The 12,791-nt window shown below is 65.4% G+C and carries 12 protein-coding genes; 7 read left to right on the forward strand and 5 right to left on the reverse strand.

Going from position 1 to position 12,791, the window contains the following annotated elements; translation table 11 throughout:
* Positions 1-44: 44 nt before the first annotated feature.
* The 4 genes from RAC69_RS08610 to RAC69_RS08625 all read right to left on the reverse strand — a co-directional run bounded on the left by RAC69_RS08610 (position 45) and on the right by RAC69_RS08625 (position 3,127).
* A complete protein-coding gene (locus RAC69_RS08610; RefSeq protein ID WP_375086465.1) occupies positions 45-572 on the reverse strand; it encodes a DsbA family protein in 528 nt (175 codons plus the stop codon).
* A 12-nt stretch (positions 573-584) separates the two neighbouring features.
* Positions 585-1,055, reverse strand: coding sequence for a redoxin domain-containing protein (locus tag RAC69_RS08615; RefSeq protein WP_375086466.1), 471 nt, complete (start codon positions 1,053-1,055; stop codon positions 585-587).
* Between the two features lie 72 nt (positions 1,056-1,127).
* Entirely contained in the window at positions 1,128-2,189 is a 1,062-nt protein-coding gene (locus RAC69_RS08620; protein ID WP_375086467.1) for an FUSC family protein, read from the reverse strand.
* Entirely contained in the window at positions 2,186-3,127 is a 942-nt protein-coding gene (locus tag RAC69_RS08625) for a Dyp-type peroxidase (RefSeq protein WP_375086572.1), read from the reverse strand. Before RAC69_RS08625 ends, RAC69_RS08620 begins: the two co-directional genes overlap by 4 nt.
* Positions 3,128-3,349: 222 nt before the next feature.
* Here RAC69_RS08625 and RAC69_RS08630 point away from each other — a divergent pair, with 222 nt between their 5' ends.
* Positions 3,350-3,733, forward strand: a complete 384-nt coding sequence (locus RAC69_RS08630; RefSeq protein ID WP_058630789.1) for a nuclear transport factor 2 family protein — start codon at positions 3,350-3,352, stop codon at positions 3,731-3,733.
* On the opposite strand, the gene RAC69_RS08635 is transcribed toward RAC69_RS08630, so the two are convergent.
* Positions 3,705-6,578, reverse strand: a complete 2,874-nt coding sequence (locus RAC69_RS08635; RefSeq protein WP_375086468.1) for a LuxR C-terminal-related transcriptional regulator — start codon at positions 6,576-6,578, stop codon at positions 3,705-3,707. The genes RAC69_RS08630 and RAC69_RS08635 overlap by 29 nt on opposite strands.
* Before the next feature lie 235 nt (positions 6,579-6,813).
* Here RAC69_RS08635 and RAC69_RS08640 point away from each other — a divergent pair, with 235 nt between their 5' ends.
* From RAC69_RS08640 to RAC69_RS08665, 6 genes are all read left to right on the forward strand, one after another.
* Complete coding sequence (locus tag RAC69_RS08640) at positions 6,814-7,980, forward strand: helix-turn-helix domain-containing protein (RefSeq protein ID WP_375086469.1); 1,167 nt, start codon at positions 6,814-6,816, stop codon at positions 7,978-7,980.
* Positions 7,981-8,015: 35 nt separating this feature from the next.
* Positions 8,016-8,852: an alpha/beta fold hydrolase gene (locus RAC69_RS08645; RefSeq protein WP_375086470.1), complete on the forward strand. Its 837-nt coding sequence runs from the start codon at positions 8,016-8,018 to the stop codon at positions 8,850-8,852.
* A 23-nt stretch (positions 8,853-8,875) separates the two neighbouring features.
* A complete protein-coding gene (locus RAC69_RS08650) occupies positions 8,876-9,652 on the forward strand; it encodes an alpha/beta fold hydrolase (protein ID WP_375086471.1) in 777 nt (258 codons plus the stop codon).
* Positions 9,653-10,762: 1,110 nt separating this feature from the next.
* Positions 10,763-11,599, forward strand: coding sequence for an alpha/beta fold hydrolase (locus RAC69_RS08655; protein WP_375086472.1), 837 nt, complete (start codon positions 10,763-10,765; stop codon positions 11,597-11,599).
* A gap of 96 nt (positions 11,600-11,695) precedes the next feature.
* On the forward strand, positions 11,696-12,478 hold the full coding sequence (locus RAC69_RS08660; RefSeq protein ID WP_375086473.1) for a hypothetical protein: 783 nt from the start codon (positions 11,696-11,698) through the stop codon (positions 12,476-12,478).
* 80 nt (positions 12,479-12,558) lie between these two features.
* Positions 12,559-12,777 carry a hypothetical protein gene (locus tag RAC69_RS08665; RefSeq protein ID WP_375086474.1) on the forward strand — a complete coding sequence of 73 codons (219 nt, stop codon included), beginning with the start codon at positions 12,559-12,561 and terminating at the stop codon, positions 12,775-12,777.
* Positions 12,778-12,791: the final 14 nt, after the last annotated feature.

Below are 12,791 nucleotides of genomic sequence, written 5' to 3' on the forward strand. Positions count from 1 at the left end.
GGGCCGCCGGGTAGATCCCGGCGGCCCCGCACAGTCGCTAAGGCTCAGAGGGAGCGCTGGATCACTCCTGCTAGAGCCTCGGCGAGGCCCTCGGTTCCGCTATCGAGTCGGTGGCCGTTGAGGAAGAAGGTGGGAGTCCCGTTCACACCGCTGCGGATGCCGCCCTCCTCGTCGGCGCGGATCCGAGCGAGGTATCGTTCCTCAGCCACAGCGGCTCGGAGTTCGTCCAGCGGCAGGTCGAGACGCTCACAGATCGTCGCATAGAGGTCGGGGCCCAGCTGCTGCTGGTGTTCGAACAGCAGGTCGTGCGCCTCCCAGAACTTGCCGTGCTCGGCGGCGAACTCGGCGACGAAGGCGGCGTCGACCGCTTCGGCGTGAACCTCGGCGAGCGGGAAGTTCCGGAAAACGAAGCGCACCTGCCCTTCGTAGGCTGCGAGCAGCTCCTTGACCACGGGATAGGCAGCGCCGCAGTAGGGGCACTGGTAGTCGCCGTACTCGACGAGGACCACTTCCGCGTCGGCGGGGCCAGAGGTGTGGTCGTGTGGGGAAACGGGGATGCGAAGTGATGACATAGTCCTCTCCTTTCAGTGGTGGGTGAGAGTGTCGAGCGCATCGAGCACGCCGTCGACGCCGGGGTTGACGGCGACAGGCGCGAGGTAGCTCCAGGCGATGACGCCGGCGGAGTCGATGACGAAGAGGGCTCTGCGGGCTTCGCCGACGGTGTCGTCGTATGCGCCGAAGAGGCGTGCGACCGCACCCTTCGGCTCGAAGTCGCTGAGCAGCGGGAAGTGCAGTGAGTGAGCCGAGGAGAACGCCTCATGCGACCAGACGTTGTCGACGGACACGGCGACGACCTGAGCGCCCCGGGCGCGGATCAGCGGCAGCGCCTCGTTGATGACCGACAGCTGGTCGCCGCAGACGGGACTCCAGTCCGCGGGGTAGAACGCGAGGACCACTGGGCTGCCGAGGAGCTCGTCTGCGCTCAGCGACTGGTCGGCGGTCACCCGGAGAGAGAAGTGCGGTGCGCGTTCTCCTGGATGCAGGATCTCTGGCATGGTGGCCCTTTCTGTGCGTACTCTCACTGTGCTCGCGCGCGACAGGGCCTCCGTAGGCCGAGCGTTCGAAGGTCATCCGACATGTGTCGAGCCGACCCTGCTGCGCCTTCTCTCGACTGCTACGGCCGCGAGAAGGACGGCACCCGCAATCGCCGCGCCAGCGACCGTGTCCACCACGCGCTCGTCCGCGACTTCGCTGATGGACTGTCCTCCCGCGGAGGCGAGGAGAACCGCCATCGGTGTGACGGCGGCGAGAGCCCACGTGAGGTTCCGGCGTAGGAGGAGCTCGAAGGCGAAGATCAGCCCGGCGGCCCATGCGATGCGCGCGAACCCTTGGGGCTCGATGACCGCGAGGACGGCGACGAGGAGGATGGCGAGGCCCGTGCCGATGAGCCGCTGTACGCCGCGCAGGGCCGCGGAGTGGACGTCGGCGTCTTTCTGCAGGATTCCGAGGCACGCCAGCATCACCCATGCCGCGTGGTGCAGGCCGAGGAACGCGCTGACCGGTACAGCGAGCACTGCGGCAACGGCGATGCGAGCGATGACCACGCGCACCGTTACGGGGACTGCAAAGCGCCAGGGCGTGCGTCGCGCGAAGATGACCTGGTCACTGGCCCGGATGGTCGGCACCACGAGGGGCAGCACCACGACGAGGTAGCCGACAAACGCACCGCCGGCGAGCGAGGCGATGACCTCGAGATAGCTCATCCCGGCTCCGCCCTTGGCTATGGGGGCGACGAGCTGTCCAGCGGAGCCCGTGATGAGGACGAGGAACAACGCACCCGGCGGACCGACCGAGAAAGCCTGCGCGAGGAATGACCCACCGATGGCGATGACCGACATGGCGATGAGGCCGGGGATCAGCGCGGTGCCCAGAAGGGCGCCGATGCCCGCGGCCAGGAGCAGTGCGGCGGCGATGATGGGCAGTGCAACAGCGCGTTCTCTGCGTGACCGGTCCGGGAGGTGCAGGACGATGAGAGCACCGATGGACGCGACCGATCCCCAGCGCGGTTCGCCGACGAAGAGCCCGAGCAGCGGGGGAACCGTGATGGCGGCCGCAGCTTGCAGTGCTCCGGGCCACTGACGTGTCGCCGGACGGAGAGCGAATAGCTGTCGCCAGAGAGCGATGCTCATTCAGCGCCGAGCGCGTCGAGCTCCGGGGCGGACGGCGCGAAGAACACCGAACCGGTCAGCGCGGTCGAGAAGTCCAGCAGCCGGTCGTGCATCCCCGCCGGCTCTCCGATAAACATCCGCTCGAGCATCTGCTGGATGACCCAAAGGTCGCGGCTGTAACCGACGAAGTAGGTGCCGAACTCATCAGCACCTGGACTGCCGAAGGGCATGTTGTCGCGGATGATGTCGTGCTCGACGCCCTGCTCATCCTCGATGGTGGCCAAGGACTTGTGTGACTGTTGACCCGCGGGGGCGTCGTCGAGTTCGATGCCGTCGACCTTTGTTCGCCCGAGGATCCTCTCTTGCGTGTCGACGGGCAGCGAATCCCACTCGGCCATCGCGTGGACGTACTTCTGGGTGACGACGTAGGTGCCGCCGGCATGCTCGGGGTCTTCGTCGCCGACGAGGACGGCGGCATCGATCTCCGGCCCGACCGGGTTCGCTGTCCCATCGACGAAGCCCAGCAGATCACGGCGGTCGAAGGAGCGGAAGCCGACGGTCTCATCGACGACGTGCACCGCGGTGCCGAGGTCGTTGAGTAGCCGCTTCTCGAAGAAGAAGCAAACATCGGCGCGCTCGGCTCTGATGTGGAAGAGGAGGTCGCCCTCGGTGGCGGGGGCCGTGTGTACCGCGCCGGCGACGGGCGTGAAGGGACGAAGCTGAGCTGGTGGAGTGCTCTTCATCAGCGGCGCCCATACGTCGTTGCCGATGCCGACCGTGCACGTCAGCGCGGCGTCCGGGAATCGGAACGTTATGGCTTTCATTGCATCGGAGAGATCGCCGAGGACATCGCGCACGGTGTCAATGCCGTTGGATGCGATGGTCACGACCAGGAAGACCGCGTTCGCGGTGAGTGAGGCACCCGGCGCCTGCGTCGGACCCGTTTCAGCACTGTTCATAGCCCGCCTACTTCCTCCCACGGTTTTTCATCCGCTCCATCCTGACGGCGGATGGGGCCATTCTGCTCCGACACGTGACGAGAGTGCATGCGACGCTCGATGCCCGTTCCGGCGTGCGCGGCAACCCTGCACGAACTGTCCATAGGGGACTGAACGGACGTCGGATGGGCTCGGTCTCCACCGGTCCTACCGTGAGTGCCACACGACCTGAACGGAGACACCATGGACGCCATCGGCCGCGAGGCACTCACCGGAATTCAACAACTCGAACGCGAGCTCATAGTGCGGGACTTCGTCGCGCTCCTCAACGACCGGGCACACACCGAGCTGCACCCGTTCCTCGCGGAGGACGTCGTCTATCGGCCGTCTGCGAGCAAGAGCGTGTGGGGACGCCCCGCCGTCACGCGGATGATTGCCGATCTGCACGAGAACTTCGACCAGTGGACCACCGACCTCCAGTCCGTCGCGGTCTGCGGCGACACGGTGCTGACCGAACAGCGACTGCGGCTGCGGCTGCCCGGTACGTCGACGGTCGAGGTGATGGGGTTCGCGAGCTTCCGCCTCGCGGGCGCGCAGATCAGCGCATGGAACCAGATTCACGCGTGAGCTGTGCCTGAGAGCGCGCTAGGCGCTTTCCATGCCACTCGCGCAGAGCCTTCCTAGAGTTGACGCCTGACTTCGCGTAGATATGGCGAATGTGCGAGACGACCGTATGGGGCGACATGAACAGCGCGTCCGCGATCTGCTGAGTTGTCGCTCCGGCCGCTACGCGCTCAAGCACTTGCTGCTCACGCGGTGAGAGCATCTGCGGATCGCCTTGCGAGTGCGCGCGCCGGCGCACTCCGCGATGCCGGAGAGACTGCAGTACCCGGTTGACGTCGCGATGCGCTCCCGCGTTCTCGTAGATCACGAGCGCCTCGTCAAGCGCCGACACGGCCGGTTCCGCGTTGGTTTGCGCGGCCCCGACGAATTCGAGGACCAGAGCGAGGATGAGCGGTCTGTCCAACTGCCGAAGGGTTGTCGCGGCCTCAGTCAGGAGGTCCGCGTCACGAGCGTGGCAGCCTTCAGCGGCCTGAAGGATGGCCCGGCAGTATGCGCTGTCGGGATTGCGGTCGTACCGGGCGCGGGCTCGCGTGATGACCTCCCGAGCGAGTCCATCATCATCGGACCGGATCGCCACTTCCATGAGGAGAAGGTCATCCGCGAAGTCGGAGGGGGTGGTCATCGCAGGGATGGGGTCGTGAAGCGACTCCCGCGCCAGCGCACTGTGCGCCACCGCGTCGTCCACATTGCCGTCGTTCAGAGCTCGCAGGACGAGCATCCATTGGCCCGCCCGCACGACACCACCGCCGGACGCCAGAGCCACGACGATGGGCTCTGACTGCTGACGCAGGGCTGTGTCGCCGGTGCGGAGCGCAATCCGGAACAGGACGATGCCAGCGGTCGCATTCGCGAAGTCACCGAGTCCGAGTTCGCTAGCAAGAGAGAGCACCGACTCGGCTTGCAGCTTCGCCTCGTCCAGTCGGCCGAGATCATGCAGGACGCGGGCGCGAACCATCATCCAGTAGGCCTCGGCGACGACGGCTTTGGACGCGAGCGCGGAGCGCAGCCCCTCGTCCACCAGTTCGAGGGCGTGGGTGACGTCGCCCTTCGAGTTGTGGAGGAACGCGTCCCACAGCCCTTCCGGCACCCATCGCGCGGGATCGAGCCCGGCGAGAGCAGCGCGCTTCGACGCAGCCTGCATGAGGGCGACCGCGTCATCGAACCGGTTGCTGTTGAAGGCGTACACGGATTCTGTCGCGTCGACCGTGGCCAGCGCTTCGTGGTCGACGTCGGGGTCGGCGACCTCGCGCGCGAGCACAAGTGTGCGAGTCAGTTCGACGAAGTCGGCCTTGTTCGCGCAGTTCAGCGCGCGCACAGCGAGGAGATCGGCTCGTGTCGAGCGCTCGATGTTTCCCAGCGCGAGCGCCTCATCACAGGTCACGATGGCTTGGTCGAAGGAGGACTCGGTCTGGCGACGGGCAGCACCGAGAAGGACGCGCGCGCGGGACTCTGGTGAGAGATAGGGCGTGAGGGCCTGCGTCGCGTTGTCCGCCTCGGTATGGCGTCCGTCGGCCCACAGGTACGGCAAAAGCTCGGTGCTGGCCTCCGCCAACGCAGGGATGTTGTTAGCGAGGTGCAGTGCGGCCGCCGCGAGGTCGGCGGCCTGTGAGGTGTCGGATGCTGCCAATTGCTGCGCGGCGTCACGGATCAGAGCGAACGATTGCTGGTCGCCGGGTTCCGCCGCCTCCACAACTGCAGTGGCGACAGCGGAGGCCGGCTCGCCGAAAGCGAGACGGAGGTGGGCCACTTCCCGCAGCATGACCTTGCGGACGGATGCGGGGATTGTCGCCTCGACGGCTTCTCGGATCGTGTCGTGGACGAAGGCGAGCGTCGTCCCGTCTTCTGTCAAGAAGTCAGCGCCCAGCAGTTCCCGCACCACGGGCATCGAGGTCACAGCGGTGGCGCCGGTCGCGGTCAAGACGTCGGAGAGGCGGAACCTCCTGCCGAACAAGCTCGCCACCTGGGCGAATGTCAAAGCGTCGTCAGACAGATGAGCGACGCGCTGTCGTGACGCCGCCCCGAACCTCGCGGGAACAGTGGTGCCGATAGCATCCACGACACCGTCATGAGCCTCGAGGAGCGCCTCCTCTTGGAGGCCCCGTACGAGTTCGACGACGAGGAGCGGGATGTGCGAGGTTCGTTCGAGAGCGGCTTCGAGCTTGGGTCCGAGGGCCGCGCCAGCGAGGTCGGAGGCGATCTCGAGCGCAGCGTCGGCCGCGACAGGCTCTAGATCAACGACCGTGCCGGTGCGCTCGACATACTCGGCGACTCGCGCGTGCGCTGTCCGGAACTGCCCGGACCGGCTGGTAAGCACCCACGCGACTGGCTGATCCGCCAGCGCGGCCGCCGACCTCAACAGAATCCCCACCGACGCGGCATCCAGCCACTGCAGGTCGTCGACGACGACAACCACGCCGCCAGTGGTCGTCGCCGCCGACTCCACTCTGTCGGTCAGGAGGCGTGTGATCCAGTACTGCGCTTCCCCCGTGCCGAGGACCGGTCGCAGCTCCACCTCCGTCACCAGCGGTGGGGTGCCACGCAACATCGCCTCGGTGAGCGCTCCCAGGGGGACTGCGCCGGAGTCAACATCCGGGGTGACGGTGAGGGTGGACCATCCCTGTTCCTCGGCGAACGCGAGAATCTCCGCGAGAAGTCGAGTCTTTCCCATGCCGGCGCGCCCGCGGATGAGCGCAGGAGTGGGCGCGCCCGTGAGGGACCGATTGATGGACGCGATGAGGGACGACGTGATGTCGTCGCGTCCGCGCAGGGGGGCGCTGGCCGCGGTGGGAGAACCGGCCAGGAAGGCGCGGTCTGACGCAACGGCGTAGCCGGAGTGTCGGTCGTGCATCTCCCCATTATCCCGATGCGACGTTTCGCGTCCAGGTGATGTGGATATGTCGGAGAGGGGATGCGAAAGCTCCCATCCCTGCCTACGGTTGAGGCCGTCGCCGAGTCGTGGGGTGCACCTCTTCGCCGGCGATGTGGCATTCCTACGGTGAAGCCGCGGCGGGGTTGTGGCCCGAGAAAGGAATCATCATGCATCGTCAGAGCGCTAGTCCCGCCGTCGCAAGGGTTCGACGCGTATGAACCTACAGACACTCGCGGACGATCTTGCGGAAGGCCTCGGCCGTTCGGTGGTCATCAACGACGCGCAGTACCGGCCCATGGTCTCGAGCGCACAGGGGGAGGAGATCGATGAACTCCGTGCTCGCGCGCTCCTTGGGCGCGCAACTCCTCCGCGCGAGCGCGCGTACTTGGAGAGCATTCATCTGTCCTCCGCCAGGCGGCCGCAGACCGTGAACCTCGACCAGTTCGGTGCACGCGAACGTCTGGCCGTGCCGATTCGCTCCGATGACGCGCTGCTCGGAGTCATGTGGCTCATCACAGGCGGGCTCCCGCCGCTGACATCCGCGCAGTTCCGCGCCGTGGACGCGGCAGTGGACATCGCGCGTGACTACCTCGCCGCAGAGCAGGATGCGACACCCGCGCGATCCACGCGCGAAATGGTCATCCGTGGACTTCTCGCTCAGGATCCGGTCGCCAGACGGGATGCGCTGAGCACCGCTGTCCGCACTCATGGGGTGTCTCGCAGCTCGGCAACGGTCGTTCGTGCCGTGTCCGTCGGGCATGACACCTCCGTAGTCCAGCGCGCGTCGCTCGGACGGGCCCTGGAGAGCGTGGCCAAAGCCACCCTCATGTTCATGGGCGAGATCGGAGCGGCCCTGCTGTTCCTGGAGCGTGTGAACGAGAACGTGCGAACAGATGACCTCATCGCGGCCGAGGCCGCGCGCGCCGGGGTGCTCCTGCGTGCAATCGGATCCGCTCATCTCACGGAGACGGACATCGACGTGCGGCCCGTCGCTGAGCGGGCGGTCGCGACGGCGGCAGTCGCCGAGCTCCTGCCTGATCTTGGCAAGAGCCTGCGCGCCGAGGACGTCGGCCCCTGGCTGCTCATTGCCGATGTCGTCTCGGATCCGAACCGGCTGCAGTGGTACTCACCAGCCGCATACTCCTTGTTCCACGACGCAGACCCGTTGCGCCGCCAGACCATCGAGACGCTTCTCGATCATGCACACCAGATCAAAGTCGTGTGCGAGGAACTGCATATCCACCGCACGACGCTCTATTACCGATTGGAAAACATGCCGCAAGTGGTGAAAGACGCCATGGATGACGGAATGAAACGCAGCGCCCTGCACCTCGGCTTGAAACTCGCGTCGTACTGGGAGAACGCAGGTCACATCCAATGAGGGCTCAAAGCCGGCAAGTTCAGACCAGCGACGGTGTGACGCTCGAGCTGTACGACACGGGCGGCGACGGCGTCCCGCTTCTGATGCTGCACGGGTGGTCGCAATCGCAGGAGATGTTCCGGCACCAGCGTGAAGGACTCGCAGAGCGCCGGGTCATCACCTATGACATGCGTGGACATGGGAGGTCGGAGAAGCCCTGGCGCGGGCACCGTATCGCCCGTCTCGCGGCCGACCTCAGAGACATCCTCGACGGCCTCGACATCCAGACCGCCGACCTACTCGGCTGGTCGATGGGCGTCTCCGTCATCTGGTCCTACCTCGAACTCTTCGGAGATAGCAGAATACGAAGCCTCGTGATGGTGGACCAACCGACGACGGTCGTCGCGCAGCTGTGGATGAGTGCGCAAGAGCAGCAGTCCGCGGGCTGCATCCTGCCGCCAGACGGGCTTGGCGCGCTCGCCAATGCCATCGCTGACGATGCTGATGGGGAAGCAACGGTGCGCGCCTTCGTGCGGAGCATGTTTACCGGGCCCGTCAACGACGACCTCTGGTCCTTCGTGTCATCGGAGGTCGCTCAGACGCCGCGTCGCGTCGCCGCGCCACTACTGTTCGACCACGGCGCGCAGGACTGGCGGGAACTACTTCCGACCATTGCCAAGCCCACTCTCGTCCTGGGTTGCGAGGGCAGCCACGTCTCCCCAGAGTCACAGCGTTACGTCGCCTCACGTATTCCTGGAGCGCTCGTGCACATCTTCCCGCAGGATGTGGCCAGCTCCCACTTCCCGTTCCTGGAGAATCCGAAGGAGTTCAACGACGTTGTCCGCGCGTTCCTCGACACGAACGCGGCTTACGACACCCGTCCAGTCAAGTAACGACAACACGTAGGAGCGGGAGCGTGATCCCCGGCCCTAGCGTTGAATTCGAACCGCAGATCTCGGGGATTGAGGGAGTGATGATGCGCGAGAAGCCGACCGTCGTGATGGTGCACGGTGCGTTCTCTGATGGGGCGAGTTGGTCTCCGGTAGCGATGCGGATTATGGGAGCGGGCATTGAGGTGCGCGTTCCTGCCATCTCGAACCGGAGTCTCGCGGCGGATGCCACGTACGTGCGGGCGTTCGTTGAGGACATCGATGGCCCCGTCCTCCTCGTCGGCCACTCCTACGGCGCGACCGTCGCCTCTGTCGCGGGGATCGCCGAGAACGTTCGCGGGCTGGTCTTGGCTGCCGGTTTTGTGCTCGATGTGGACGAGAGCGCAGACGAGCTGTGGCAGCGTTTTCCGGCGCCGGACGCCGCGAACTTCTTGGACTACCGCCCCTATGCCACGGTTGAAGGCATATCTCGACGCGAGGTGTCAATCGCCATCGATGAGTTTCCGTTCTTCGCAGCCCTCGGCATCCCAGCCGATGAAGCCGCGGTCTTTGCCCTCACCCAGCGCCCGCTGGACGCTGCAGTGCTCGAGGAGAGAGCCACACACGCGGCCTGGCGCTCCCGCCCCACCTGGGGTATCGTCGCCACCGCCGATCACATCGTGAACCCTGACGTCGTTCGTTTCGGCCTCGAACGAGCCTCGGCTCTCGAGGTGCTCGAACTGCCGGGTCCGCACCTCGTCATGCATACGCATCCTGGCGATGTCGCACGTTTCATCGTCGACGCTGCGAACACGGTGGCCTGATCATCGATCAGTCGTCTACCCGAACCTCCAATCATCGCGAGCGCCGATGAGGTCATGATCCGTTCCTCTGTTCGCCGCGGCCCTGCTGCACGAGCTAGCGCATAGCGTGACGGAGTACGAGAAGTCCGTGCACGGCCTCCGAGCGCGCGGTGCCGGGCCGGAGGAACGACTCGTTACCGTGAACGCGCCGAGCAGACGCAGCTGTCATGGGAACTCCTGTACGACGGTCTTCGTGACGCGATCCCCGACTTTCGGTAGGTTTTGGACCGTCCGGTGGCGGGCGACCGGGCCGACGCCGATGTCATCTCGTTCGCTGCGGGTAATGAACGACTTGCGGCCGACCTAACCGAACGGCGTCGCTCGCGCGGAGCAAGAGCTCGGACCGCTGAATCGAGCCCGATGGCCAGCTCTCGTGAAGCACTCGATGCGATAGGTGTCGGCATCGAGTTAGAGCACGTGTCGTCAGGCGCCCGAGTGGCGGCCGTCGTCTTACTCATACGGCACCCCCATTGGCCGAGTCGGCTCCTTGCATGCAGGCTCGATCTCGGCGGCCCTCGGCGGAATGACTGTCAGCCTCGGAAGCCGGCCAGTTCCCATTCCCGACATGCTCATCCCGCTCGTGAATGAGTAGCCTCACAACGTCGCCCGAAACCAATCCATGAACAAGGAGGGAGTTCGGCGAGGACAAGATCCGCGTCTGGTACGACGAGTGGCTACCGCTCGCTTGGCACAAGGAAACACACGTGCTGGCGACGTTTCGACCGAAGATCTGATGACGTCGATCCTGAAGGATCTCAGCCTTCAACGCTCACCTTGAACGTGACCACGCGTTCGCCCGCGTCTTGGACGGGGGCGCCTCACATACAGCGGAGACGCATCGATCACATCACCTATCTGCCAGATCCGTATCCCTCTTTCGCACAACGTCGAGATCAACTTTGACCACCGCTTATCGGGTGTCGGCTGGACGTAGGAACGAGAGTCGGCATTTGTCGGAGGTATCTGGCCCGGCCGAAAGTTACTTTGAATGCAGTCGCCACATCGTCGAGGCGCAAACTACCCACCAGTCGCGCGGGCTTGCTCGTTCGACGACACGACAAAGGATTCATCATGGGATACATCACCACTGAAGACGGCGCAGAGATCTACTTCAAGGACTGGGGCAACAAGGATGCTCAGCCCATCGTCTTCCACCACGGCTGGCCGCTGTCGTCGGACGACTGGGACGCGCAGATGCTGTTCTTCCTGTCCAAGGGGTACCGCGTGGTCGCCAGCGACCGCCGCGGCCACGGCCGCTCCTCGCAGATCAGCACTGGCCACGACATGGACCACTACGCCAGCGACGTGAACGCTGTCGTCGAGCACCTCGACCTGAAGAACGCCATCCACATCGGACACTCCACCGGTGGCGGCCAGGTCGCCCGCTACGTCGCCAAGTACGGCCAGCCCCAGGGCCGCGTTGCCAAGGCCGTCCTCGTGTCGTCGGTTCCTCCCATCATGCTGAAGTCTGACAGCAACCCTGAGGGCACCCCCATCGAGGTTCTCGACGGCTTCCGCTCGGCTCTCGCCGCGAACCGCGCCGAGTTCTTCCAGGCTGTCGCCTCCGGCCCGTTCTACGGCTTCAACCGTGACGGCGTCGAGGTCTCCGAGCCGGTTGTGGCCAACTGGTGGCGTCAGGGCATGACCGGTAGCGCGCTCGCCCACTACGAAGGCATCAAGGCCTTCTCTGAGACCGACCAGACCGAGGACCTCAAGGCCATCACGGTGCCCGTCCTCGTCATGCAGGGCGACGACGACCAGGTCGTCCCCTACAAGGCTGCCGCGCTCCTGCAGCACGAGCTCCTCCAGAACTCCGAGCTGAAGCTCTACGCCGGCTACCCGCACGGCATGCTGACCACGCACGCCGACGTGATCAACCCCGACCTGCTGGCCTTCATCCAGAAGTAAGAAGCGTCGCAGCACAAGAGGTGCACCCGGGATCCGGGTGCACCTCTTCTATATCCCGGACACGGATGATGCGAGGGCCGGCGGTACTGTTCGACTGTGGATAATGCCTTCGCAACCTGGCTGCAGGTCGTCGCATCGTTGTTGTCGGTGATCCTGGCTTTGGTCGGACTGGTCATCGCACGTGACGCCAGCCGCGAGGCGCATTCGAACCGTGATTTTCAGCTCGACCGATCCGTCGGGGACGAGTTCGCCCTCGCCGTCTCAGCGCTATCGGTCGCCGGACGTCAAGATCGACCAGACCGCTCAGACTTTGCCCGTCGTTACGGCGAAGCTGTCCGACTGTGGAGCAGCCGCGTGACGTCGCCCCGCGCGCAACGTCAGCGAGGCGAGCTTGAGGGATTTCTCCGAAAGCTGGGTCACACCGCGGAGCGACTCCTTCCGGTGTCGTCGGCCGGGCGTATGGAACCCGCGGCGCACACGGAGTACGAGCTGACGCTCGCTCGTGCGCAGCGGCTCACGCGGGAATGGGCATACCCGGAACAACGCCGCAACGTCATCGTTGAGGTGTTGAAAGACCATGTTGACGAGTTGGCGGAGCCGCGCTCCAGCCCGGACGTGCAGGTGCAACGATGGTTGCTCGTGTCGGACCCCTCTGACAGCAAGACCGTTCAGCGAGTTCGGGCAGCTCGAGTGGGGTGGCTGATGCTCGTCGACGACGTTCGACGCCGCAGGCTGGGGCGAACAATCCGCGAGTGGTTCGTTAGTGTTCGGTTCGCGCGACGAGAGATGCATGCGTATAAGGCGGGGGTGCGCGCCGCTCGGAGGCCGCTGCCACCGGTGAACGACGATGCGCCTGCCGTCCAACCGCCGCCGATCTGAAGTCCCAGTATTTTCACGGCTACGTAGCGCCCCGCGCGTCACTATGCTCGTCAGCACCACTCAACCTGGGGAGCACACACATGGGAAGTCCTGTCTACGGCCTCGCATTCAATCGCGGCGTTGCCGCCGGGGTCGGACGCGGTATTCAGATCGGTCTGAAGATGGCCGCCGACGCTGCTGCGCAGCGCCGCCTCCAGATCGCGAACGGTGCGCTGAAGGTCGTCCAGTACGCCACACCGGTCGTGCTTACCGTCGTGCGAAGCCACCGCGAGAAGAAGGTCATCGACGCCGCTGCCTGAGATCGCCAGGCACT

This window comes from Microbacterium sp. LS_15, assembly GCF_041954735.1.
Taxonomy (GTDB): domain Bacteria; phylum Actinomycetota; class Actinomycetes; order Actinomycetales; family Microbacteriaceae; genus Microbacterium.

Coding starts and splice junctions, on each gene's coding strand:
- RAC69_RS08610 (WP_375086465.1), bottom strand. CDS start 572: ATGTCATCACTTCGCATCCCCGTTTCCCCACACGACCACACCTCTGGC.
- RAC69_RS08615 (WP_375086466.1), bottom strand. CDS start 1,055: ATGCCAGAGATCCTGCATCCAGGAGAACGCGCACCGCACTTCTCTCTC.
- RAC69_RS08620 (WP_375086467.1), bottom strand. CDS start 2,189: ATGAGCATCGCTCTCTGGCGACAGCTATTCGCTCTCCGTCCGGCGACA.
- RAC69_RS08625 (WP_375086572.1), bottom strand. CDS start 3,127: ATGAACAGTGCTGAAACGGGTCCGACGCAGGCGCCGGGTGCCTCACTC.
- RAC69_RS08630 (WP_058630789.1), top strand. CDS start 3,350: ATGGACGCCATCGGCCGCGAGGCACTCACCGGAATTCAACAACTCGAA.
- RAC69_RS08635 (WP_375086468.1), bottom strand. CDS start 6,578: ATGCACGACCGACACTCCGGCTACGCCGTTGCGTCAGACCGCGCCTTC.
- RAC69_RS08640 (WP_375086469.1), top strand. CDS start 6,814: ATGAACCTACAGACACTCGCGGACGATCTTGCGGAAGGCCTCGGCCGT.
- RAC69_RS08655 (WP_375086472.1), top strand. CDS start 10,763: ATGGGATACATCACCACTGAAGACGGCGCAGAGATCTACTTCAAGGAC.
- RAC69_RS08665 (WP_375086474.1), top strand. CDS start 12,559: ATGGGAAGTCCTGTCTACGGCCTCGCATTCAATCGCGGCGTTGCCGCC.